Consider the following 23,917-nt stretch of genomic DNA (forward strand, 5'->3'; position numbering starts at 1 on the left):
GGTGGATGTAGAGCTGTGGCGCAAGATGCGTGATCGATGACCCTCCAAATCAAAGAAAGCCCGACCGCAAGGGTTCGGGCCTTCTTTGATTTGGAGGCCTACAAGCGGGATTGAACACGCACCAGTTTGCGCTCACCACCCCTGGTAATACCGGCGAGAGCACGAATGGCGTCGATGGTCTCCGGTGCGTTGCGCACGAACTCGACACGCGCTGGAGATAGCTTTGCTTTGAATTCTTCAACCGTGATATCGTCCAGGAAGCGTACGCCATCGTTATCCAACATCACCCGTGGCAGCAGGATCAGATCAGAGCGCTCGCTAGACTCGAAAATGGCATCCAGTACGTCCTGTCCGCAGAGCAGACCGGCGACGGTGATGCCTTCACCCCAGAACTTATTGACCACAGGCAAGAGTTGCACATCCAGATTCTCGATCTTTTCCATGTCTTGCACAAATTTAGCAATCACTGGCTCGGCCATGGTGCTCGTGACAATCGTGACATGCTTGTGCTCAGGCATCTGAGCTGGCAAACGGCGTTTGGTGCGGGCCCATTGGTCAATCAAGAAACGTGTCATCCCGACACCATTCTCGATCTGAGCATACAAGCCATAATGTTTGGCAGGTGGAAACTCACGCTCCGTGATAAAGTACCATTCATCCGAGAGATAGACAAAGGGATTACCGTCGGGATCGCTGGCTTCAAATTCACGCTGATAGGCTTCAAGCTTATCGACAATGGCCTCGGCCTCCTCACGCGTATGACGGCGCATGGATGGCAGATTCTCGACCGGGAGCATGTTATTATATTTTGTCAGTCCTACTGGCACTGCCGAGATCGACTCTACAATCGGACGCAGGGCAGTTAGATCACGAATACTGCGATCCAGATATTCGCCATCGTTATAGTCGGGACAAAGCACCATCTGCGTATGACAGGTCAGGCCGATGCTTCCCAGGTGCTCAATATGCTCAAGAATCTCACCGGCGCGCGGTCCATCAACCATCTTGCGCCGCATATCGGGATCAGTAACATGAACAGAAACGTAGAGAGGAGTTAATTTCTGCTCATCGAGACGCTGCCAATCCTGTTCTTTCAAATTCGTCAGCGTCACAAAATTACCGAAGAGGAAGGAATAGCGATAATCGTCATCTTTTACATAGAGTGAAGAGCGCATCCCATGGGGCAAACCGTGCTGCGGAGCGAAGCGCTCAGGCAAGCCTTTGATAAAGCAGAACACGCATTTGTTTGCACAGATACGAATAAAGGGGCTTGGCTCATCGCCAAAGAGTACGCCAAGATTTTCATCAATGCCTTTTTTGACACGTACTTCATGCTGATCTTGCTGTCGATCATAGCCAATTAACAGCTCCTCGTCTGCGACGTAGAAGCGATAATCCACCAAATCTCGGATCACATTCCCATTGATGGAGCGAATCAAATCCCCTGGTTGTAAGCCTGCACGATCAGCAGGGCTTTCGGGCACTACCTCACGCACCCATCCATACATTTTTGGCATTGGTTCATATCCTTAAAAAAAGAGAGGGGAAAAAGGGACAGCCTGTGGTTTGCTATCCGATAAACTTCTAGCTATCCCGCAATTATAGCTTCTTAGCCGCTGAACGTCAAATTTTGGGGATTTAAACCATTGCCTCCCGCGGCGGCAGCTGCGAGAAGAGGAGGGGATGGGGACTGCGTTCCATAGGTGCGAACAGAAGCGGGATTGTTAAGGGTGCAACCCTTAACCTGGGGCCCGGGGCTGTGCCCCGGTCTCTCACCTCCCTCTCGCCGCCGCGTGCGGTGGCGAAGAAAAGAAGAAAAAGAGGTATTTGGGGACTGCGTTCCCCCTGCGCTCCCTGCGTGAGATTTTCAAAACTCGTCGCTTTACCTCTTTACAAATGTCTGGTGTTTTATGGTATGCTTTGTAGAGTAAATTAGTAAAGAGATTCAGGATTGCAACTTATTATGAGTAACTAAGACATTTCCTACCTAACATAATTAACCCCATATCCATCCGCAAGACGGCATGGAAACACGTCATAAGATGTCAATTATCGTCTCGGATAATGAAGACAGTTGATACGAAGCAACTTTATTGAAGACTAGTTTTGTGCTTCAATCCGCCAGATAGCAAACAGCCTTACAACTATGTGCATGATAGGGATTGTATGCAATCACCCTGGGATCATTCTGCCTGTCTGGCAGCTTCTATGTAGTGCATTACACTAACTCCAGCTGGAGGTTTCCTTTGTTAGCTAAACGCGAGTTCACTGTTGCCAACACATACCACTACAACTGGTCCAGTCCGATGCGCTGGATTATCTCTCATTTATTACAATATCGCTTTCTTTTCCTTGGTTTCGCTTTGCTCTGTATTGTCAATAATATCTTTGCTGCATCAACCTCATTATTCATAGGTAGAGCTTTTGATGCTGTACTTCAAAAAAATACAGCACTACAGCAATTAGGGATGATTACGCTTGCGATGCTGATCGTCATTACGATGCAGGGTTGCTGCGATCTGGGCGCACGCCTGACGGCTGAGATGCTGAGCAAGCGTTTTGCACGTGACGCACGCGAAGAACTGTATACCAATCTGCTGGGCAAGAGCCAGACGTTCCATAATCGGCAGCGCGTCGGGGATATTATGGCCCGCGCTTCAAATGATATGACTCAGCTCAGCGATATGATGTCGCCGGGCATTGATACGATCATGGATTCCTTTTCGAGCCTGTTCATGAGTGTTCTTTTCATTGGCCTGCTGAATCCACAGTTGCTCCTGGTTCCGATCCTGTATGTGATCGTGTTTCTGGTTGCGCTGCGCTTTTATGCACGCCAACTTGGTCCCGTGGCAGTTAATCTACGTGAGGAGTTTGGACAAACCAATGCAGTACTTACGGAGTCGGTGAATGGTATTGAGGTTGTGAAGGCTACAGCACAGGAGCCACAGGAGATACATAAGTTTGTGACCCGTGCCAGCCGTTACCGCGACTTCTATGTACAAAACGGTAAGATCCATGGGCGTTATCTGCCAACCTTATTACTTGGTATCGCGCTGGCGCTGGCCTTCTTGCATGGACTATATCTGTACTCGCATCATGAGATTTCTCTGGGTATGCTGGTGACGTTTATGAGCCTGATGACCTATTTGCGTTACGTTACCTATATGTCTACCTGGAGCTTTAGCCTGCTACGCCTGGGCGTGGCTGGCGCGGAACGCATTATCAGCCTGCTTAAAGAGGAGACTGAACTGGATGCGAATATGGGCGGTCATAAGGAAGAGATGCGGGGAGATGTGGTTTTTGAGCATGTGACCTTTAGCTATGGCTCGACACCGATCCTTAAGGATATCTCGTTCCATGCACGTCCAGGTCAGACAATTGCGATCGTGGGACAGACGGGCGCGGGCAAGAGTACCCTGACTAAACTGGTGAATCGCATTTATGATGTGGATACCGGGCGTGTGCTGATCGATGGCGTCGATGTACGGGATTGGGATATGGATGCTTTGCGCTCACAAATCTCGACGATAGAACAGGATGTCTTTCTATTTTCGCGTACAATCGCTGAGAATATTAGCTATGGCCTGGGCTCAAAAGCGGATCAGTCGGCCATCGAGGTGGCGGCACGCGATGCGCAGGCCGATGAGTTTATCCAGAGCTTCCCACAGGGCTATGAGACAGAGATTGGTGAACGTGGCGTGACACTTTCCGGTGGTCAGCGTCAGCGTCTGGCTATTGCCCGCGCTCTGCTGACCGATCCACGTATTCTGGTATTGGATGATTCGACCAGCGCCATCGATAGCGCCACGGAAGATGAGATCCAGAAGGCCATTCACCGTATCCTGGAGGGACGCACAACACTGCTGATCACACCACGTATCTCACAGATCCGCTGGGCCGATAGCATCCTGGTATTGCGTAAAGGTGAATTGATTGATCAGGGCTCGCATGAAGAGCTTCTGGCACGCTGTGAGACCTATCGCCGGATCTTCTCACACTATGATGCAGCCCTTCCCGCGTCCGTTGGCGGCGTAGAGCACGATTAGGCATTGGAGAAAGGAATTTCAGCATGGGTTTTATCATGGAGGGCCTGGACGCGGAGGCCTACGACCGTACGTATTCCGATGGTCATTTGATCAAGCGCATTATTGGCTACTTTAAGCCCAAGTTACCCTTGATGATTACGATTACGATCCTGATTGTGTTCAATGCAGGCCTGGATACGGCATTCCCGCTTCTGGTCTCCAACAGTATCGATACACTATCCAGTACACACGCCTTTCAGACGGCGGTGATCATCGTTGGCTTTATTCTTTGTTCCAGCGTGCTATCCTGGACCTGTAATCTCTTTCGGCAACGCTTTACCGCCCGCTCGGTCGGTGATGTAGTGCTCCATTTGCGCAAGGATGCCTTTACTGCTGTCATGTCCAGAGATATGTCCTTCTTTGATGAGTTCTCTTCGGGCAAGATTGTCAGTCGGGTAACATCGGATACCGAGAGTTTCGCGACCGTGGTCACCTTGACGCTGAACCTGCTCAGCCAGGTCCTACTCTATGTCCTGATTGTAGTGGTGCTCTTCTTCCGTAACTATCAGTTGGCCTTGATGACACTGACAATCATGCCAGCGATCATTGGGGTCGCGCTCGGCTTCCGGGTCGTTGCCAGACGCTTTACACGCCGGGCTCAACGCTCGCTGGCCCGCGTGAATTCCAATGTACAGGAGATTGTGAGCGGCATTACCATTGCCAAGAACTTCCGCCAGGAACAAAATATGTATGATGAGTTCAAACAGATCAATGCTCAATCATACTACGTCAACCTGCGCTCAGGCTTCCTCTACAATGGTATCTTTCCTGTCCTGGTCTTTATCGCTAATATTGGTACCACGATTATAGTCTACTTCGGCGGCCATAGCGTGCTGGGAGGCGTGATTTCGGCGGGCGAATGGTTCCTGTTTGTGCAAAGTTTAAGCTTGCTCTGGCAACCACTCACCAGCATCGCATCCTTCTGGAGTCAGTTCCAGTTAGGCCTGGCCGCCAGCGAGCGTGTCTTTGCCCTGCTGGATGCCGAGCCACGCATCCAACAGACCGGACACGAAACGGTCGGACAGATCAAGGGCGAGATCACCTTCAAGCAGCTTTTATTCAGCTATGATCAGCGTCAAACGGTGCTGAAAGACTTTAGCCTGACTATCAAGGCCGGTGAGACTATCGCCTTTGTCGGTCATACAGGTGCGGGAAAATCGAGTATCGGGAAACTGATCTCGCGCTTCTACGAGTTCCAGGGCGGCAAGATTTTGATCGATGGCCGCGATATCCGCACGTTAGATCTGGCGCAATATCATGCCCGTCTCGGCATTGTGCCACAATCGCCCTTCCTCTTCTCAGGAACCGTAGCAGACAATATTCGCTATGCCCGGCCCACAGCCACGGATGCCGAGGTCTATGCTATCGCGCAGCAGATCGGTAACGGAGACTGGATTGAAGCACTCCCTGAGGGATTAGAGACGCTGGTAGGCGAAACTGGACGCTCCCTTTCTATGGGACAACGCCAGTTGGTAGCGCTGGCCCGCGTCCTCCTGCAAGATCCCGCTATTCTGATCATGGATGAGGCTACAGCCAGCGTTGATCCACTGACCGAGGCACAAATTCAAGAAGGATTGGATGTTATTCTGAAACAGCGCACCGCTATTGTGATCGCGCACCGCCTGTCCACCATCAAGCACGCCAACCGCATCATCGTGCTCGACGGCGGACGCATCGCCGAAGAAGGAAGCCATGAGGATTTGATGCGTCGCGGAGGACATTATTCGGACCTCTACAATACCTACTTCCGGCATCAATCGCCGGACTATAAACCGGGCGAAGGCTTTATCCCTGTGCGTGATCCCAACATGCAGGCCCCCTCGACCAGATAGGATTTCCGCACCAATGCCGCTCCAAAGGGTTTATAATGGGATGCAGAGAATGTGCCTGGCACGTTCTCTGCATCCCATTATAAACAGGGCACCCTGCAAGCCTGCTAATGGAAAAATGAAAATTGTATTGATGGACATTTATGGTAAAAATGACCTCAATCAGACGTGTGAATAGTCATAACAAAGAAGCATTGTGTCACGGATTTGCAGCTTTAGCGCGTTAAAGCATTTATAGCTATTCTTCTCTACCATCACTACGATACAATTGGCACAAAGGGGTCCTTCATGGGAACACCATCAACACCATCACTATCACCATTACCTTCAGGCGGGGAGCGCTTTAAGCGTGGTGCGCTGGCTGGCCTGCTAGCGGGCATTCTGGCATCCTTGATCATGCTCTTGCTCAGTCTGACTATCGGCAGCACATCGCTACCGGAAGCCCTGGGATCGAGCATCGCGCAAACATTGCCACTCCCTATCTTTAGCTATCTCCACGATCTTTTAGGCGTCGATGCCAAGCGTTATTTATTCGCCATTATCCTGATTGGACAATGTCTGGTCTTCGCCCTCTTTGGAGGACTCTGCAACCTTTTCGTAGATCGCCTGAAGTTTGGACAGTGGCGCGACGAGCAGGGAGATCTTTCATACAGCACCGGCCTGACATTATCGGGCATTCTCTGGCTCTTCAGTGGACTGATCTTTCTACCATTGACCGGTTCTGGTGTCTTTGGCTCGCAACTCCCCACAGGCGTATCCAGCACCATGGCATCCCTGGCACTCACCGGCATCGCCTTCGGCCTGATCTTTATCCTGATCCATAACTGGCTGGTCTGGCGCTCCCTGCGGCTCAATAACGCAGCAGGGGATAGCGAAACAGCGGCCATGCTGGCGGAGAAACAGGCGCAGCGTCGCTCACTGATTCGTAATGGATTAGTGGTACTCGGTCTGGGAACCTTTGGGGTCGCCGCCTGGCGCTTTATCGTAAGTTCCAGCGGCCTGGGAAGCGGGAGCAGCGCCGCTGATCCACAGCTACAGGGTACATTAATCCAAAACTATCAGGCAAAAATATCGCCACCGCCCGTACCCGAATATGGCACCCTCTCAACGGTGAAGGGGCTTACACCCGAAGTCACAGCCAATACCAACTTTTATACTGTCTCGAAAAACTTCGTCTCCGATCCAACGGTCAATGGGCAAACCTGGAAACTAACGGTGGATGGGCAGATCACCCAACCTTTTACCATGACCTATAACGAGATCGCGGCCATGCCGATGCATTCCCAAACCGAGACGATGATGTGCATCAGTAACGAGGTTGGCGGCAACTATATGAGCAACGCAAAGTGGGATGGCATTGCGCTGAAAGATTTGCTACAGCGCGCTGGCAGCATCAAGCCAGGAGCCACCAAGGTTGTCCTCTATGCCGCGGATGGCTATAGTGACAGTATCCATCTCTCCAAAGCCCTGGAGCCAACCACCATGGTCGCGCTCCGTATGAACGGCGTCACCTTACCTAACAATCATGGTTATCCCGCACGCCTGCTTGTGCCTGGCATCTATGGCATGAAACACGTCAAATGGATTGAGCGTATAGAGGTCGTCAACACCGATTATCAGGGCTACTGGCAACAAAACGGTTGGAGCGATCCCGCTCCTATCAAAATGACCTCGCGCATCGACACACCCGCTAATGGAGCACAGATCAGCGCTAATCAGCCAACCTATATCGCAGGCATTGCCTTCGCCAGCAATAAAGGCATCAGTCAGGTAGATGTCAGCATGGATAGCGGTCAACACTGGCAAAAAGCGTTGCTCAAAAAACCACTTTCTGATCTCACCTGGGTCTTATGGGAAGTACCCTGGCAGCCTAAAGCAGGTAGCCATCAGATCGTCGTGCGTGCCATCGATTTGCAGGGCAATGTACAATCTCCACTCTCCGCCGCCCCCTTGCCGAATGGCTCGTCGGGCTATCACACCATCAAGGTCACCGCCAATTAACATCCCATCCAATGACCACCCGTTGATCGGTCTGTATGGGATAGGTTGTGTTACGCCTTTGCAACTACGAGTTGGCAACGGTGACATCGAAGGAAGTTGATTGTACTGGCTGACCCGGCATAGCAATAGCAATATGAACCGCCCAGGACCCACTCATCGAAAACTGGTATGTTCCTCGATACATACCAGATGCTTGGGATTGGGCGGTCACTGTGTCTGTGCCCATGTCCATCGTGAGCATAGAGATAGCCAGGGTGACGTGGGCGTTATCGATGGATTGCTGCGTCTCTTTGTTAATGATATGTACTGTGAGTGCGGCTACTTGCGCGACATGGGGCGGATTAGGATTAACGCTAAACGAGATTTGATACGGGCCCGCCTGCGCAACCTGTACCGTGGCGCTGGTAGGCGGCGGGAATAACGAATCCAGCGAGGTCGCCAGCACGGTGAATAATATCAGCAGGGCAATGCCCAGCATGAGTATTAAAAGTTGTCGTCTTTTCATATAATCTTTATTAGAGGATCATTGACTAACAATCTACTAATCCACAGGTTGCCTTATTAAGGATCATTGTAACGCACGTGTATTATAAGCGATGTGCCAGGCTCTCTACAACTATAATGGATAGCGGCACGGCTCTTTTGGACCAAAAACGAACAGGGGGGATTTTTGCTGACAAAAGTAGAGCGTTTGCTGGTGGCGCACTCCAGCCTGCTGAAGTATAATAGCAATAACACCGTCAACTCCCAGAAAGGTACGAAGAGGTGCTAGACACAAAGACAGTGCAGCTAAGGATCCTGAATATAGTAATTCTCTAAGGATGTGCTGTGCGTTTCTATCGCAAAAAGATTGCGAGCAGGTTTGATAATAGGAACGTGTAGAACAGCTTATTTGCTAGTCCAATCGATAGCACCTTCAGATGGATGTCCAAATGGCGAGAGCAAGAGCCAGGAGGCAAAAGACAGATCAGGGCCAACGGAATGCCAACCATATGGTCCCCAATTGCCATAGGTGTGCAGGAACTCATCTCCATTGCCTCAAGCCTCACCTCCCGCCTCCAGAATCGAGGAAGAAATGTACAAAGGTCAATCTGGAATGTGGTCCTGGCTGTTTCACCGCATCTCAGGACTCGGTATCTTACTCTTTCTGTTTATTCACATCGTCGATGTCTCTATGCTGAGCTTCGGACCCGATGTGTATAACCAGAGTGTGACGCTATTCGACTACTGGATTGTACGCTTGCTATCGCTGTCCTTAGTAGTAGCAGTCCTCTATCATGCATTTAACGGCGTGCGCATTATGGCTATCGACTTCTGGCGTAAGGGATCACGCTATCAGCGCGCCATGTTTGGCGCGGTACTGGTTCTGACCCTGGTCGTCTTCATTCCTGTTGCGTATATTATTATGCTACCCGCCCTTCACTGGCTCACACAGATGCCACACTCAACGGCTGGTCATTAATGAAACATCCCACCCGGGATGCCATTACGCCGGGTACTCGTGATCAAAAATGCTGGTGCTATGATTGTATTGCTCACGATAAGGAGAAAAGTCTTTATGCTGCGTATTTCAACTGGCCGTGGACCGCGACCTGCCATGGGAAGTAATTTTGAAACTTTTTCCTGGTATTATTTCCGCGTTTCTGGTGCAGTGCTACTGATTATGGTGCTTGTGCATCTTTTTATCATGCACGTCTCCAATGATGTATCCTGCACAACCTATGCATTTGTCGCTGCTCGCTACAGCAATATCTTCTGGCGTGTTTTCGACTGGTTATTGCTAACCCTGGCTCTCACCCATGGGATGAATGGCCTGCGCATCTTCATTGATGATTATGTCCGCAAACCCGGGGCACGCATGTGGTTGATGTCAATCGCTGCCCTGCTGCTGCTGGTATTCTTTATGCTTGGAACGATTACCTTGATAACCTTCCAGCCCGTTACCAGCGCGCTTGGAGCACAATGTCTTCCCCGGTAAAAAAGTGTGAATGAGGATAAATTATGTATCAGAAATTTGATGTGGTGATTGTTGGTTCCGGCGGCGCTGGATTAATGGCAGCAATGCAATTGCCAAATGCTAGCGTGGCGGTCCTGACCAAGGTCTATCCTACCCGCTCACATACGGGGGCCGCTCAAGGAGGCGTCGCCGCGGCGCTGGGAAATCAGGAAGAAGATCACTGGAAGTGGCATATGTACGATACCGTCAAAGGCGGCGACTATCTGGTCGATCAGCCTGCGGCAGAGATCCTGACCCGCGAAGCTATCGATGCGGTCTACGAGTTGGAGCATCGCGGCCTACCCTTTAATCGCACGGAAGATGGTCGGATCGATCAGCGCCGCTTCGGCGGTCATACGCGCAACTATGGTGAAGGTCCAGTGCGCCGTTCCTGCTATGCAGCCGACCGCACCGGCCATATGATCCTTCAGACCATGTATCAGAACGCCATTAAAAATGAAGTTCGTTTCTTCAATGAATTCCTGGTCCTGGACCTGCTGGTCAATGATGGACAGGCCTGTGGAGTGGTCGCACTGGAGATTCGCACTGGCGAGATCCATACCTTCCACGCCAAAGCCATTCTCTTTGCAACTGGAGGCTATGGACGGGCATGGCGCGTCACCAGCAATGCCTTCGCCTGTATGGGCGATGGGATGTCGATTGCTTACCGCCGTGGTGTCCCTTTGCAGGACATGGAGATGTATCAGTTCCATCCCACCGGCATCTATAAAGTGGGCGTACTGCTCAGCGAGGCGGCACGCGGTGAGGGTGGCAAACTCCTCAACGGCAAGGGCGAATACTTCATGGAACGCTACATGCCGACGCTGAAGGATCTGGCTCCTCGTGATATCGTGTCACGCTGTATTGTCCAGGAAATCAAAGATGGTAATGGCGTGGATGGTAAGGATTATGTCTATCTGGATGTGCGCCATCTGGGAGCGGAGAAGATCGCCGAGAAGTTACCGGATATTACTGACTTTGCGCGTAACTATCTGGGTGTTGAGCCAATCACCGAGCCTGTGCCGATCCAGCCGACGGCCCACTACGCCATGGGAGGCATTCCTACCGATACCGATGCGCGTGTTGTAATCGATTCACAGTGGACCCCCATGCCAGGCTTCTATGCTGCTGGTGAGGTTGCCTGTGTCTCCGTCCACGGCGCGAACCGCCTGGGTACCAACTCCCTGGTAGATCTGATCGTCTTTGGACGCCGTGCCGGCAAACATATGGCCCAATTTATCCAGGAAAACGACTTTGCTCCCCTGCCAGAGCATCCCGAAGACGCTTCCCGCGAATACATCGATCATCTTTACAGCTCAACCGGTGGTGAATCAGCGGCACGTATCCGCTCTGAACTCCAGAATGAAATGATCGATAATGTCTTCGTCGAGCGCACGGACAAAGGACTGCGCCACGCGCTGGATGAGATTGCTGGCTTACAAGAAGCTTATCAAAACGTACAACTCCAGGATAAGGGCAAAACATTCAATACCGAGTTAGTGGAAGCCGTCGAACTGCGCTTCTTACTCGATTGTTCAGAGGCCACCATCCACGGTGCCCTGGCGCGTACCGAGAGTCGTGGAGCCCACTTCCGACTGGATTATGAGAAACGCGACGACGTCAACTGGCTCAAGCACACGCTGGCCTACCGAGGCACTCAAGCCCACGATGTCCGCCTGGATTATAAAGACGTGATCCTTATCGAAGATCCGATCTTCAAGCCTAAGGAACGCAAATACTAGAGGAGTTTGTCATGAACATACTGGTACGTATTAAGCGTTACGATCCTGAACGCGATGCCAAGCCATATTGGGATGAGTTCCGTGTCGACGTCGAACCTATCGACCGCTTATTAGACACCCTCAATACCATCAAATGGACCATGGATGGCACGCTGACGTATCGCCGTTCCTGCGCGCATGGAGTCTGCGGCTCGGATGCAATGCGCATCAACGGGCGCAACCGCCTGGCCTGCAAAGTACTGATGCGTGACGTAGGCAAAAAGGTCACCATCGAGCCCATGCTCGGTTATTCCGTCATCAAGGACCTTGTCATCGACATGGATCGCTTCTTTGATAAGTATCGCTCCATCAAACCCTACCTGATCACGCACGATAACGAACCGGGGACCGAGCGGCTACAATCCCCCGAGCAACGCGCCATCTACGACGAAGGCACCAAATGCATCCTCTGCGGAGCCTGCACAGGATCATGTCCCTCCATCTGGGGAAATCCCGACTGGGTAGGACCGGCCTCCATCGTCAACGCGCACCGCTTCATTTTCGACAGCCGCGACCAGGGAGGAGCTGAACGCCTGAACCTGCTCAGCAACAAAGACGGCGTCTGGCGCTGCCGCACCATCTTCAACTGTGCCGACGCCTGCCCACGCAACATCCCGGTCACCGACCTGATCGAACAGGTCAAACGCGCCATCGTCTACGGCGGCCCCGAAGAAGCTTAATTATTACGCCACCAAAAACATAGCCCTCGCCATTTCGGCGAGGGCTATGTTTTTGGTGGCGTAATAGCAATAAATTATGACAAAGATTGGTTCTGTAACTCTTTGCTATCGTACAACAGCAAAGGTAAGCCATCCCTCCCAGGGCCTCATCCTTCGCGGTCTGGGCCCCTTTCTTCCCAAGCAGAGAAGGGCCCGATCCCTTGTGGTCGGGCTCTGTTGCTCGCACGCTCAAGTACGCTCCATCACCCCCAAATTGTTCATGTATTTTGATACTTCAATTCAGATTTTGCCTGCAATAACTCTCTATTTCTGCCAAGAGACAAAATATTATAGTATTGCTATTGCCGAGCTTTTTATGTAAAATAAAAGATAGAGATACATACATATTTATTTTTTATACATTTGTAAAAACATCTATAGTTAAAGCCCGCCAGAGAGGCTTGTTATCTCTGAAAAAATAATGCAAACACCATCATCTGAATCTACGCCATCACTTCCCAATGCAGAAGAAAGAACAGCTCATTTTTCCTCAGCAGAGACAGAAGTAACAGTACCATCAGAAGCCGCCTTCGCTTCTCAAGCAGAGAAAACTGTAGCAGATCAGGATACACATCCTACCTCAACGCAGCCCTCTCCCAGTCAACAAGAGGCTTTCCCAATAGCGGACACGGATGCCGTCACACTATCTTCATCAACATTAAGCACGCCGGATGCTGCTACATCCCTGGATCAAACGGTGGTCAGGCCAATAGCATCAGAAAATATGAATGTTGTTATCCCACCTCCGCCTCCTGGCATACCCTCAACAGGAATGCCCTATCAGGGATCGAACTACTATCCACCGCTGGAACAACCGGTCTTTTATGCAACTCAGCAAGCCAGTACGCCAGCCCAAAAACAGGTCCCTGGTATTGCACGACCCTTGCCAATATGGGCATTTGTGATTGGCATTCTGGTTATTATCATTGGTCTGGTAATTGTCTTCTTGACTACTGGTGACTGGGCTGATGGTGATCTGACCACCTCTTTCGTCGCGTTAGGGCTCGCTGGCTTCCTGGCAATCGTACTGGGGATACGTGCAGTCTTTGGGCTGGCATCCCCGTATAATCCAATGCGCTTGCGACAATTGGTCAGTAGCGTCATGGTGATCTTGATCTTATGTGTCAGTAGTGGATCAGGTCTGATCGCTCATTCCTCGCTTCATGATGTGCAGGCGCACTATCTGGAAGGTCAGCAACAATGGGCACAGGCGCTTCAGGAATATCAATTGAATGGCGATAAAGCTCCTTCGAGCCTGGATCTCGCACGTACCTATGATGAATGGGGTGAGGATCTCAGTCAACAGGGGAAGTATGAATCGGCAAGCAACAAATTTGATACCGTGATCAATCAGTTTACGAATGCAACTAATGAGGTAATGCGCGCACAAACGGATGAGGTCAATAGTTATATGAACTGGGGCAAACAGGCTTTTCAGCAGCGCCGTTATGCTGACGCCTCAGACCATTTTGATATGGCGTTAAGCCTGAGCTATTGTACCAGCGATTGCCAGAAGCAAATAAGCCAGCTAGACGCAACAGCCTATTATAATACCGCCGAAGCGTCCCTCAAACAGTCTAACTATGCTGATGCAGCGACGGCTTTCGGCGTCGTGCAAACACGCTTTCCTCAATCGAAGGAAGCAGATCTACAGCATGTCGATATGAGTAAAGCGCTGCTGGGTCAGGGCAAAGAGAATATTGTGGGCACATGCGCGACGGCAGTGCCTATTTACCAGCAACTGGCCAAGGATTTTTCGGATACGGCGGCAGGGCAAGAAGCGAAAACGGCATTGAATGCTCCACAAACTGTCACCGGCCATTTTGAAGGACCCATTCCTCAGGCGAGCGATGGCTATGTTGAGGTGAATGCTGCACTCATGCAGAATCTTGTCGGCACCATGGGTCAAGCTGCTTTCTATCAACAACTGGCCACCAGCCCTACGGCAACCATTGCGAACGATGGAAACTTTACCTTTAAAGGGGTCGCACAAGGAACGTACGATCTGGCCTGGGGTGTTAGCAAGAGCGATGGTAGCCAGTTCTATAGTTTCTATTACAAAAAAGACTCATTTAAACCAATCTACGTAGCTCAGGTTGGCCCATTATGTCCCTTCGACTTTGGTGATATTCCAGAACATATTGCTGTGAGTTAAACAACATCCCGCTCCATGCCAGAGTCAGATTCCTGTAGTGCAGATAAGATGCCAGACACCTTGTCTGCACTACACTCTCATTATCTTATCGGTAGCTTTGCGAACCGTCGTGGCCGTGGGCTAGCTTTTATATCAGGAGTCTGTTCCTGTAATTGTAAAACCATCTGGGTAATGGACTCGTGTCGTTCTACTTCCGCATAGACACTCTCATGGGCGCTCGCTTCAATCTCCTGTCGCCGGAGCGTGCCCAGGGGTCCTTCTGCTTCAATAACCTGCTCCATCCATTGTATGCCACAGATACCACATATCCCATGGCTTGCCTCGTAGAGCTTGGGTAGTGGTTGAAGAGAGACACGCTCTCCTACACCATTAATCAAGCGCAGACACCAGGCACATTGACGCACCATACATCCACATCCTTTCTCAACACAGCAGGTATCTCCTTGAAAAAAGGAGTCATTAACGGCAGTATAAAAATTGATAGAGATAGGTTTAACAAAACGCCTGTCCCTCTTCCAGTTCTCAGGGACAGCAAAAGCTTCTGAATACTATTTCTTTTTCGTTTCAACATTGATTGCATTACGTATTATTCACCTCTCCACAGCCAACATCCAGGGGACAGCTCATTTCAAACATTAAATTGGCAGCACGAAATCACTCAACCTGATGAGGCAAGAGCAATGGTACATGAGATTTGCTATGGCACGTATAAACCTGTAGTAGTACACCATATATTCACTTCCATCCTCCAATAATCCATTTGCCGATCCTGTACGCTGTCAGTCTTCATTTCATGTGGACGTGCTCTAGCAGGCAGAGTATTGATGCACTTGCAAACACTCATACGCTAACATGAACAATAGCACATGCACTATTTCGCTTCTGGAAAGCTTATCTGTATAGCAAGCCATCAATAATAGCTTTCGCACAGACGGAATAGAAACGTCAAATGATCAGTTTCCCCTATCTATTATAATCAATTCGCAGCCATTTATGGACGATTCCTACACGAATTTGCTGCTTCTTCGCAAAACATCTACCTGCACAAGAAACGAAACATACGCGTGGCAGCACATAAAGAAACGGGCGAGATTTTTAATTTAGAGTATGTGTTAATTGAATAGACGAAGTATCAGTGCATTTGTCACACCAAAACAAGTAAGCAGCATATAATATTAATTAAATCCTAATAAATTGAATCATCCTCAATAAAGCTTTGATTCTATCCTACAAATGCTATCATAGATCTCCTGTCTATTAAATCTCCAGAGGAAGCAACATTTATAGGATTTGTATAACTTGAGAACAAGCATATTTAACACGCATTGTGTGCTATACTATTCAACAATATACATGTCTCACAGCATCTCCAGGTATCCAAGTATCATCAGGGGATATAGCGAGTAGCGCAACACCCAAAGGAGTTTTTTATGAGTCGTATCCCTTGGAAGTCTGGTATGCCAATGTCACTGTGTAGCTTGCTTCTCAGCCTGCTCTTACTCACAGGCTGTGGTAGTAGCGCTCACACTACGGATAAAAGCCAGGCAACTCCAATCCCTACAGCAGCGCCCCCCACCACGGCTTCCACAAACGTGGGGCCAGGACAACATATTCTAAATACGATGGCCCAGCGACTCGACGCCGCCAGAACGTTGCATGGACGTTTCAGTCTCAACAGTTCGGTAGCAACGATGAATGGCACCGTTGAGACCGAGCTATGGAAAAACGCTCCCAACCAGAGCCGTACTGAAGTCCTGCAATCAACGCTGAATCGTGTCAGCACAGGTTCAATCGCGGTCACCGATGGAAAACATATCTGGCAGTATGATGCCGCTAAAAAAATTGTCTATACCAGTCTGGTCACAAATAATGCGTCCACACCTGATACACAAAGCAAAGGGATTGCCGGGGCTGCGGGTGGTGAGAGTCAGACGTTATTAAATATCATCCAAACCATTTTTGATCATAGTAACGGCACATTGCGCTCACCATCCACATCAATTAACGGCAAAAACGCTGCCGATATTCATGTTGTACCTCAGGCGGATGCTGCCAGTAGCGGTGCGACCAACTTTAATTATAGTGGAGAGGTCTACATTGACACTCACAACCAGTTACCCCTCAAGGTCGTACTGAACATCAACAACCTGGGCACCGTCACCGTGACGATTCCACAGTTAGATCTCAATCCTCCCCTGGATGCCCATCTCTTTAGCTTTAGTGCTCCTGCGGGCACCAGTACGCGTCCGCTTACGGATAGCACGAATAGCCAGAACGCAAATACAACAGGCACACTCACGCTGGTCCAGGCGCAAAGACAGGCCGGCTATCATCTGCTAAGCATTCCCGGGGATCACAGTGAGTACACGTTGAATGGGGTCATGGCACTGGGTTCACCCGGCCTGCAAACCTTTACTCTCAACTATATGAAGGGCAACCAGACATTCACGCTTGCGGAAGGTAAAACGCTGGCGAATCTTCCCGGCCAGGGACAGGCAACGTCGGTGCGTGGAACACAGGGAGCTATTTCCACCCGTAACGGTCTACTTACCCTTGCCTGGACTGAAAACGGTCTGGGATTGCATCTGACCGGTACGCTCACCAATGATGAGGCGCTCCAGATCGCTCAGTTGCTCAATTAGCAATACCACTTCAAGAGGAGGAATGAGGGCGGTTACGGTTGGTTTTGCCGATCCACCCATTTAGGGCAATACCGCTTCAAGAGCGTGAATGTGGAAGAAAAACGTAGGTGCGACCAAGGCCGCACCTACTCCAACAAATGGAGGTGAAGCAAGAACTCCCTGCCTGCTGACGGAGTCTGGGTACGGATCCTGGCGTGCTTGCAAGCGTTTTTTTGGGTGCACGACCATACCGCTTCATGAAGAGGAATGAAGGCGAGTGGAGCCATCCGTAGGAGCCACCCTTCACGGGTGGAGGGCCACGACCCTCTCGCACTGGCCCGCCTTCCCGCCTGCTCTGGGGCGGCTTTGGGGCGCAATGGCAATGCCCCTCCACCCGTGAAGGGTGGCTCCTACGGATGCATCGGCGTTCCCCATGCTCCCTCTTTCCATTCATTCCTCGTTATTGAAGCGGCATTGCCCGTGAAAGGTGGCTGCTACGGGTCCTACATTGGCATTCATCCCTGGCATTGCAAATAATTGGGTGAGAAGACCTTAGTTTTGGGCCAGGGTATCGTGCACCACGGCTGCTAGCGCTTTGATGAATAAAGGACTGGTATTCAGGGATTCGATACGGGCAAATTGGATACCATGCTCCTCGGCCTGTTCGCGGGCGCCAACCTCAATATCATAGAGAATTTCTAGATGGTCGGCCAGAAATTGGACGGGAGCAATTAAGACATGCCCCTTGCCTGCTGCCTGGAGTTCCGGCATGACATCCGCGAAGTCCGGCTTCAACCATTCTTCGGGAGTATGTCCGGCGCTCTGATAACAGAACATCCAGCGCTCATCAGACAGGCCAGCACGTCTGGCAATCTCTGCGGCGGTCTCTTTAAGATGGTTGATATAATCTGGTTCGTTTTCGATCACACGCTTTGGCATGCTATGGGCGGTCAGGAGTACAGGCACATTGGCACGTACATCGGCCGGGAAGCGTTCCAGAGCCTCCAGTACGCGCTCAGCAACAGCCTGCAAGAAGAAGGGCTGCAAATGCCAATCGGTCGAAATCTTGAGCGCTAAACCGTCCTGCTGCAGGTTGCTATAGGCTTTCTGTAATGTCTTAATATAGCCACTCATGATGATAGGCGAGTATTGGGGTGACATAATAATGCCAACGAGCGTCTGCGCTCCAGTAGCCGTTTCCGCCACCATATCAGGAATAAAGGGAGGCGAAAAGCGCATGCCAGCTGTGACATGATAGGTCGTGCCATCGGCACTGCTGCTATTCAATTCTTCCTCAAGTGCCTGAGCCTGCTCACGCGTGATGCGGATCAATGGGGAACCACCAATCAAGGAATAGCGCCGTCGGAATTCGGTCAGGACCTCTTCGGTTGGTGGACGACCACCATAGACATTGGTAATATAAGCAGGAATATCATCCAGGGTAGCAGGCGAACCATATGTCATTAACATGACACCAACATGTTTATTTGTCATCAATCTATCCCTTTATCTTTGTGTTGTTTCATGTACAGCATCGACCAACTGCCGCAATAGACCGGGATCAGCGGCAGCGGGAATTCCATGTCCCAGGTTAAATATATGGCCCGAGCGATTGGCAGCGCGGCGTAATACATCGTGCATACCAGCTTCCAGGACAGGCCAGGAGGTCAGGAGCAAGGTGGGGTCCAGATTGCCCTGAATACCACGTTCGAGTCCAATACGCTCCCAGGCTTGATCCAGCTCGACGCGCCAATCCACGCTAATCACATCGCCGCCGGCCTCAACCAATACTTCGAGTAACGCCGCCGTGCCAGTTCCAAAATGGATTGCTGGAGCGCCAGCCTGTTTGACGGCGGCAAAGATACGCTGTGTATAGGGTAAAACAAATTGGCGGTACATAGCAGGACTCAGCATGCCGATCCAGCTCTCAAAGACCTGGATCACCTGAGCACCGGCGGCAATCTGCGCCAGCAGATAATTTGTGACAACGGTCGAGATTTTCTCCATCAAACGCTGCCAGAGTGCGGGCTGACTATACATCAATGCCTTGGCCGTGGCATAATCGCGCGAAGGCTTGCCCTCAATCAGATAGCAGGCCAGCGTAAAAGGCCCACCAGAGACACCAATCACAGCCTGTTTTCCCTCTAACTCATGCCGTACCAGACGAATCGCAGAGAGAATGTAAGGCACCGACTCCTCGATATCCATGATACGCAAGGCCTCAACATCCCGTGCGGAACGGACAGGATTGTGAATTACCGGTCCTTCGGTACGGAGCTCAAAATCAATGCCCATCCCCTCAAGCGGTAACATGATATCGGCGTAGAGAACCGCACCATCCACGTGAAAGCTTTGAACAGGCATCAATGTCATCTGAGTACACAACTCAGGCGTCTTGGTCAGCGTCAGCACATCGTATTTATCGCGTAACGCCTGATAGCCCTGAGAACTGCGTCCCGCCTGACGCATAAACCAGATGGGGGTTGCATCAGGTTGCTCATGCCGACATGCCGCCAGGAAACGCGCTACACCAGTAGCTGGCCGGGTAGACATTGGAACAGACGACGCGCTATCTTGTTGCATAGATGTTCCTTCTAAAATTATTCTCGCCCTTCAATCAACCAGAATGTCTTACATATCATAGCGCGACCAAATCAATCCTGGCAACGGCAAATCTACAAAGAATCTGTAGAAATCTCAATTTTCCTACAGAATTTTCTTTTTTTATAGAGATAAAAAATCAATCATACTAAGCGGCAATTTGAGAGAGCTTGAAGTGGGTAAAGCTGGCAATAGCAAGGTTAGAATCCTTGATGTGCTAATTTTTAATGACCGGTCCCTTGCTATTGGGATCTTACTACTCGCTCGCAGGCGGGTAAGCGGCCTGCGAGCGAGCATGGGCTGCATAGAAAATGAATTATTTGTCTTTCTTATGCCCGTATCCCTTGTCATTCCCATTATGATTCCCCCCCTCATCCCCGGTGGCTCTTCCAGTGGTCGGGACAATATTTACAGGTGGATTATAATGACTGGTCTTCAGTGGTGATGTGGCGTGGGCAGATACTCTCTTTTTGGGTGGCGCAGTGGGAGTAGGAGATGGATGATGAAGCACAGTCGGTTTTATAGATGCCGGGGATGAAGATACATGCTGCAAGTGGATAGAGGGGGGAGCCGCGTTGGCTCCCTTTATGGTGCTATTCCACCCATTGCTGTTGAAACAAAAGTAGAACAAAATCGGGATGGTGACTAAGAGAAAGGGTAATAAGAACATGGTAAACAAAAAGCGCCCACGAAAGACACGATGTTTTTGTTGCACAATCGCGACTCGCGGGCGTCCATATGAAAGATGAACAGCCTGTGTCACTATCGATTCCAGGCCACGCCGCCGCTCATCCGCTAGGGCCAGCGCCCGGGCATAAGCCTGATACAGGTCCGATGCGGACTGAAAACGCTTTTGTGGATCTTTCTCCAGAGCACGAATAATCACCTGTTCAACCTCAGATGGAATCAAAGGATTGAGCAACGATGGTGGCTCAGGGATATCCCGAATATGGCGGAGATAGACAGCTATGGGGGTATTGCCTTTGAAAGGGACCCGGCCAGTCAACATCTGATACAATAAGACCCCGAGCGCATAGACATCGCTACAGGGTGTTGCCTCCTGTTCCGCCAATTCTGGAGCCATGTATTCGGGTGTACCAATCAAGAAGCCAGTCAATGTTAAACCATTATCTTCTCCTACTCGCTTCACCAGACCAAAGTCCGCCAGATAGGCATGAGTTCCATCCTGCATCAACACATTAGAAGGTTTAATATCCCGATGAACAATGCCTTTATCGTGGGCATATTGTAGCGCCTGCGCCAACTGGGCCAATACCTGATCGGCCTCATCCAGCGAAAACGTCCCTTTCTTGATCCGTTCACTCAGCGTACCGTGCTCAATGTAAGGCATGACAAGGTAGTACCATGAATCGAATTCGCCATCATCCAGGACGGGCAAGATATGCTCATGTTTGAGTGCAGCCTGTGCCTTCACTTCACTACGGAAACGCTCATAGTACTCACCCGCTCCCACGTTTACTAATTTTACAGCCACAACCTGATCAGTTTCAACATCGCGTGCGAGATAAATGTCCGCCATACCGCCACGCGCCAATCTCCTCAGGATGTGATAACGTCCCATCGTAACTTGTTCTAGCTGTTGCATTACAATCCCCATGCGTTAAAAAATATCGCTGCCCATAAACAAACCTACCACTCGACTACACATATACGTACACGGCTCTATAGCTCCATTGGTGTCAAGATGTGGTAATATCGCCATAGTTAGACAAAACAACAATTGCTGCGACAGAGCTCAGTTGCGGAAGCATCAACATCATCGACCAGATAGCCCATATACTGCGGACCAACCCCACGAGCGAACAAAGAATCCGGTTGAACGCGGCTCTGCTGAAAAGGATCAGAGTCTGTTATAATAGGGGCGTATATGCGCATCTAGCACGAGAGGAAAGTATGTGTTATGTCAGACCGCCTTGTATATTCAACCGATAATGGAAAGATCGCAACCTGTCCCGATTGCGGTCAGCCCTATAAAACATGTCGTTGTGATCAACCATCGGTCCCAAAAAAGAAAAGTGATGGGATTGTACGCATCATGCGGGACCGTAAACAGCGCGGGGGGAAGACCGTCACCGTCATCACAGGCATACTGGTCAATAGTAACGAACTTGCCGCATTGGCCCAACAACTCAAAAAACTCTGTGGCACCGGTGGCACCGTCAAAGATGGAAACATCGAGATTCAAGGCGACCACTGCGACAAAATCCAGGACAAACTCACCACCCTCGGCTATAAAGTAAAGCGAGCAGGCGGCTAAATGGGGCCAGACTCCATTTAGCTCCTGCTGGCAGCAAGCTCTTAGCAATTCCACATAGAATGATCACCTCAGATTGGCTTATCACGTTCTTCATCCTCAAGAAATTTCAGCGCATATAGTATATTTTGGCATTGCTCATCTTTTTTTTCCGCTTTGCTATATGTGGAAGGGAATACTATAGATAAGGGAAGGTTTATTGGCGTTACAAAGACAAAAGGCATTGCATGGAGAGGAACAAGATGAACATCAATGAACAATTTGAGCATTTTCTGGCTGGTTTAGGAGTAGAAATGGAACGTGCAGAGGATCGACCATATGAGGATGACCCTCTTCCAGAGATCTCCATTTTTCAAGCCTCACGTGATCATTACGGTGTCTTTTATCGCCTGGATGTGATCAATCAACGACCCGAACTGCGTGTTATGGTGCCGGTCGATAAGGGTGAGGCAAAGATGGATATCTATCTGGTCCGCTTGAGCGAGCGTACCGCACTCAACGAGAGTATGCGTAAGATGTCAGCGTATGAAGGCAGTGAGATTTATGAACAGGGTCGGGAAGCTACATTGCAGCACCTGCTGTACGCGATGGCTGAGATGATGAAGCAATTGTTCTGGGCTGGTGATATCCAGCGCTTAATCTTTCCCTCTGAAATCGAGGTACACCCCATTCTCGTCCAGGATGGACAGTATAGTGGTAAGAAAAAGTCGCAACACGATCAAACCCTTTAAGGACAGCTTTGGATCTCATCAATGTAGCGCCAGCCTGCATTCACACATGCCAACAAACGTATTTAATTCCCCCTGCTAGCAAGATTTAGCGCGCGCAAAGCGGTCAGGATAGTACTTATTCTGACCGCTTTTTTCTGCACAGCCACCTTTGCGAAAGAGAATGCCGAGAAAACAGGATTATTGGGTTGAAGAAAAATCTGGAGAGTCATCTCTACCGTCTAAAACGTTATAGAGAGTAGCATGTAATATTCTGTAGACAGATCCCCATTGAATATTTAGTGTTGATCCGAGTACAATTGAACCAGCATCGGTAAATTAAAATCTGGCAGAAACATTACGTCGGGCTATTACGTTAAAATTCATTTAGCATGTCGCGATACAGGTGATGCTTGATATCCACAGGTAATATGCTGCGTTATCATGCTATCTTTTACAAGAACCACAGAAAGGAACCAAACTATTATGCCTGAACGCATCGACACGATAGGGCGTGAGGCTATCGCATACTTTACGCTGAAACATAGCGCCCGTGAGCGTGCATTACCGAAATCTCGTACCGCAATTCGCTACTGTGCCAATAGTATCCGAGCAACCCATCGTCACGAAATAGAGAACGCCAACAAACTCATCACCCAGGCGGGAGCCTTGCTGGCAGAAATGAATGCCGATTTACAGGACCATCAAGATATTTATTTCGCGGGTTTTGTACAGGATGCCCAGAAAGAATTCGCGGAAGCCGTTACCTTCGCGGCCCTCACCCAACATCATCCATTGCCAACGCCCGCGGAACTCTCCATCGGCCATGCGGCCTATCTCAATGGCATCGCTGAAGCTATTGGAGAACTACGGCGCTATGTCCTTGATCAATTACGTCGCAGTAACTTTGAAAGCTGCGAAGCCTTTCTCTCCTATATGGATGATATTTATGCGGTCCTCATCAGCGTTGATTTTCCCGATGCAATCACCAGCGGCCTACGACGTACTACCGATTCCGCACGTGGAATCCTGGAGAAGACGCGTGGTGACCTGACAGCGGCGGCTATCCAGCTTCAATTACAACGCTCAATGCGCGAACTACAAGAGAGTTTACAAGAACGCCTATCAGTCGATGAATAAAGAATAG

The 23,917-nt window shown here is 50.1% G+C and carries 18 protein-coding genes; 12 read left to right on the top strand and 6 right to left on the bottom strand.

Going from position 1 to position 23,917, the window contains the following annotated elements:
- Positions 1-98: 98 nt before the first annotated feature.
- A complete protein-coding gene (locus tag F1593_RS03935; protein WP_149400248.1) occupies positions 99-1,517 on the bottom strand; it encodes a DUF512 domain-containing protein in 1,419 nt (472 codons plus the stop codon).
- A gap of 729 nt (positions 1,518-2,246) precedes the next feature.
- On the opposite strand from F1593_RS03935, the gene F1593_RS03940 reads away from it, so the two are divergent.
- The 3 genes from F1593_RS03940 (at position 2,247) to F1593_RS03950 (ending at position 7,915) form a co-directional block, all read left to right on the top strand.
- A complete protein-coding gene (locus tag F1593_RS03940) occupies positions 2,247-4,046 on the top strand; it encodes an ABC transporter ATP-binding protein (RefSeq protein ID WP_235932481.1) in 1,800 nt (599 codons plus the stop codon).
- A gap of 23 nt (positions 4,047-4,069) precedes the next feature.
- Positions 4,070-5,917: an ABC transporter ATP-binding protein gene (locus F1593_RS03945; RefSeq protein ID WP_149400249.1), complete on the top strand. Its 1,848-nt coding sequence runs from the start codon at positions 4,070-4,072 to the stop codon at positions 5,915-5,917.
- Positions 5,918-6,202: 285 nt separating this feature from the next.
- Positions 6,203-7,915, top strand: coding sequence for a molybdopterin-dependent oxidoreductase (locus F1593_RS03950; RefSeq protein ID WP_149400250.1), 1,713 nt, complete (start codon positions 6,203-6,205; stop codon positions 7,913-7,915).
- Between the two features lie 64 nt (positions 7,916-7,979).
- Here F1593_RS03950 and F1593_RS03955 read toward each other — a convergent pair whose 3' ends face one another.
- Complete coding sequence (locus tag F1593_RS03955; RefSeq protein WP_149400251.1) at positions 7,980-8,420, bottom strand: FixH family protein; 441 nt, start codon at positions 8,418-8,420, stop codon at positions 7,980-7,982.
- Between the two features lie 570 nt (positions 8,421-8,990).
- Here F1593_RS03955 and sdhC point away from each other — a divergent pair.
- The 5 genes from sdhC to F1593_RS03980 all read left to right on the top strand — a co-directional run bounded on the left by sdhC (position 8,991) and on the right by F1593_RS03980 (position 14,566).
- Positions 8,991-9,377, top strand: coding sequence for a succinate dehydrogenase, cytochrome b556 subunit (gene sdhC / locus F1593_RS03960; protein ID WP_149400252.1), 387 nt, complete (start codon positions 8,991-8,993; stop codon positions 9,375-9,377).
- Between the two features lie 96 nt (positions 9,378-9,473).
- Entirely contained in the window at positions 9,474-9,893 is a 420-nt protein-coding gene (locus F1593_RS03965) for a succinate dehydrogenase hydrophobic membrane anchor subunit (RefSeq protein ID WP_149400253.1), read from the top strand.
- A 23-nt stretch (positions 9,894-9,916) separates the two neighbouring features.
- The gene (gene sdhA, locus F1593_RS03970) at positions 9,917-11,653 is read left to right on the top strand and encodes a succinate dehydrogenase flavoprotein subunit (RefSeq protein ID WP_149400254.1); all 1,737 of its coding nucleotides are present in this window, start codon (positions 9,917-9,919) and stop codon (positions 11,651-11,653) included.
- 11 nt (positions 11,654-11,664) lie between these two features.
- Entirely contained in the window at positions 11,665-12,372 is a 708-nt protein-coding gene (locus tag F1593_RS03975; RefSeq protein ID WP_149400255.1) for a succinate dehydrogenase iron-sulfur subunit, read from the top strand.
- A 460-nt stretch (positions 12,373-12,832) separates the two neighbouring features.
- Positions 12,833-14,566, top strand: a complete 1,734-nt coding sequence (locus F1593_RS03980) for a tetratricopeptide repeat protein (protein WP_149400256.1) — start codon at positions 12,833-12,835, stop codon at positions 14,564-14,566.
- A gap of 80 nt (positions 14,567-14,646) precedes the next feature.
- On the opposite strand, the gene F1593_RS03985 is transcribed toward F1593_RS03980, so the two are convergent.
- Positions 14,647-14,973, bottom strand: a complete 327-nt coding sequence (locus tag F1593_RS03985; protein ID WP_149400257.1) for a hypothetical protein — start codon at positions 14,971-14,973, stop codon at positions 14,647-14,649.
- A gap of 1,023 nt (positions 14,974-15,996) precedes the next feature.
- On the opposite strand from F1593_RS03985, the gene F1593_RS03990 reads away from it, so the two are divergent.
- The gene (locus tag F1593_RS03990; protein ID WP_149400258.1) at positions 15,997-17,208 is read left to right on the top strand and encodes a LolA family protein; all 1,212 of its coding nucleotides are present in this window, start codon (positions 15,997-15,999) and stop codon (positions 17,206-17,208) included.
- 531 nt (positions 17,209-17,739) lie between these two features.
- On the opposite strand, the gene hemH is transcribed toward F1593_RS03990, so the two are convergent.
- The 3 genes from hemH to F1593_RS04005 form a co-directional block, all read right to left on the bottom strand.
- On the bottom strand, positions 17,740-18,681 hold the full coding sequence (hemH, locus tag F1593_RS03995) for a ferrochelatase (RefSeq protein WP_149400259.1): 942 nt from the start codon (positions 18,679-18,681) through the stop codon (positions 17,740-17,742).
- Positions 18,682-18,693: 12 nt separating this feature from the next.
- A complete protein-coding gene (gene hemE / locus F1593_RS04000; protein WP_149400260.1) occupies positions 18,694-19,770 on the bottom strand; it encodes a uroporphyrinogen decarboxylase in 1,077 nt (358 codons plus the stop codon).
- 334 nt (positions 19,771-20,104) lie between these two features.
- Positions 20,105-21,394, bottom strand: coding sequence for a serine/threonine protein kinase (locus F1593_RS04005; RefSeq protein WP_172631843.1), 1,290 nt, complete (start codon positions 21,392-21,394; stop codon positions 20,105-20,107).
- A gap of 315 nt (positions 21,395-21,709) precedes the next feature.
- Here F1593_RS04005 and F1593_RS04010 point away from each other — a divergent pair, with 315 nt between their 5' ends.
- From F1593_RS04010 to F1593_RS04020, 3 genes are all read left to right on the top strand, one after another.
- Positions 21,710-22,066, top strand: coding sequence for a translation initiation factor Sui1 (locus tag F1593_RS04010; protein WP_149400262.1), 357 nt, complete (start codon positions 21,710-21,712; stop codon positions 22,064-22,066).
- Between the two features lie 239 nt (positions 22,067-22,305).
- A complete protein-coding gene (locus F1593_RS04015; RefSeq protein WP_149400263.1) occupies positions 22,306-22,794 on the top strand; it encodes a hypothetical protein in 489 nt (162 codons plus the stop codon).
- Positions 22,795-23,256: 462 nt separating this feature from the next.
- On the top strand, positions 23,257-23,910 hold the full coding sequence (locus F1593_RS04020) for a translin family protein (protein ID WP_149400264.1): 654 nt from the start codon (positions 23,257-23,259) through the stop codon (positions 23,908-23,910).
- The last annotated feature ends 7 nt before the right edge of the window (positions 23,911-23,917 follow it).

This window comes from Dictyobacter arantiisoli, from assembly GCF_008326305.1.
Taxonomy (GTDB): Bacteria; Chloroflexota; Ktedonobacteria; order Ktedonobacterales; family Ktedonobacteraceae; genus Dictyobacter; species Dictyobacter arantiisoli.

Bases quoted from the DNA above. Each gene is read 5' to 3' on its own strand.
- F1593_RS03935 (WP_149400248.1), bottom strand. From the start codon at position 1,517: ATGCCAAAAATGTATGGATGGGTGCGTGAGGTAGTGCCCGAAAGCCCT.
- F1593_RS03945 (WP_149400249.1), top strand. From the start codon at position 4,070: ATGGGTTTTATCATGGAGGGCCTGGACGCGGAGGCCTACGACCGTACG.
- F1593_RS03950 (WP_149400250.1), top strand. From the start codon at position 6,203: ATGGGAACACCATCAACACCATCACTATCACCATTACCTTCAGGCGGG.
- F1593_RS03955 (WP_149400251.1), bottom strand. From the start codon at position 8,420: ATGAAAAGACGACAACTTTTAATACTCATGCTGGGCATTGCCCTGCTG.
- sdhC (WP_149400252.1), top strand. From the start codon at position 8,991: ATGTACAAAGGTCAATCTGGAATGTGGTCCTGGCTGTTTCACCGCATC.
- F1593_RS03965 (WP_149400253.1), top strand. From the start codon at position 9,474: ATGCTGCGTATTTCAACTGGCCGTGGACCGCGACCTGCCATGGGAAGT.
- sdhA (WP_149400254.1), top strand. From the start codon at position 9,917: ATGTATCAGAAATTTGATGTGGTGATTGTTGGTTCCGGCGGCGCTGGA.
- F1593_RS03975 (WP_149400255.1), top strand. From the start codon at position 11,665: ATGAACATACTGGTACGTATTAAGCGTTACGATCCTGAACGCGATGCC.
- F1593_RS03980 (WP_149400256.1), top strand. From the start codon at position 12,833: ATGCAAACACCATCATCTGAATCTACGCCATCACTTCCCAATGCAGAA.
- F1593_RS03985 (WP_149400257.1), bottom strand. From the start codon at position 14,973: ATGGTGCGTCAATGTGCCTGGTGTCTGCGCTTGATTAATGGTGTAGGA.
- F1593_RS03990 (WP_149400258.1), top strand. From the start codon at position 15,997: ATGAGTCGTATCCCTTGGAAGTCTGGTATGCCAATGTCACTGTGTAGC.
- hemH (WP_149400259.1), bottom strand. From the start codon at position 18,681: ATGACAAATAAACATGTTGGTGTCATGTTAATGACATATGGTTCGCCT.
- hemE (WP_149400260.1), bottom strand. From the start codon at position 19,770: ATGCAACAAGATAGCGCGTCGTCTGTTCCAATGTCTACCCGGCCAGCT.
- F1593_RS04005 (WP_172631843.1), bottom strand. From the start codon at position 21,394: ATGCAACAGCTAGAACAAGTTACGATGGGACGTTATCACATCCTGAGG.
- F1593_RS04010 (WP_149400262.1), top strand. From the start codon at position 21,710: ATGTCAGACCGCCTTGTATATTCAACCGATAATGGAAAGATCGCAACC.
- F1593_RS04015 (WP_149400263.1), top strand. From the start codon at position 22,306: ATGAACATCAATGAACAATTTGAGCATTTTCTGGCTGGTTTAGGAGTA.
- F1593_RS04020 (WP_149400264.1), top strand. From the start codon at position 23,257: ATGCCTGAACGCATCGACACGATAGGGCGTGAGGCTATCGCATACTTT.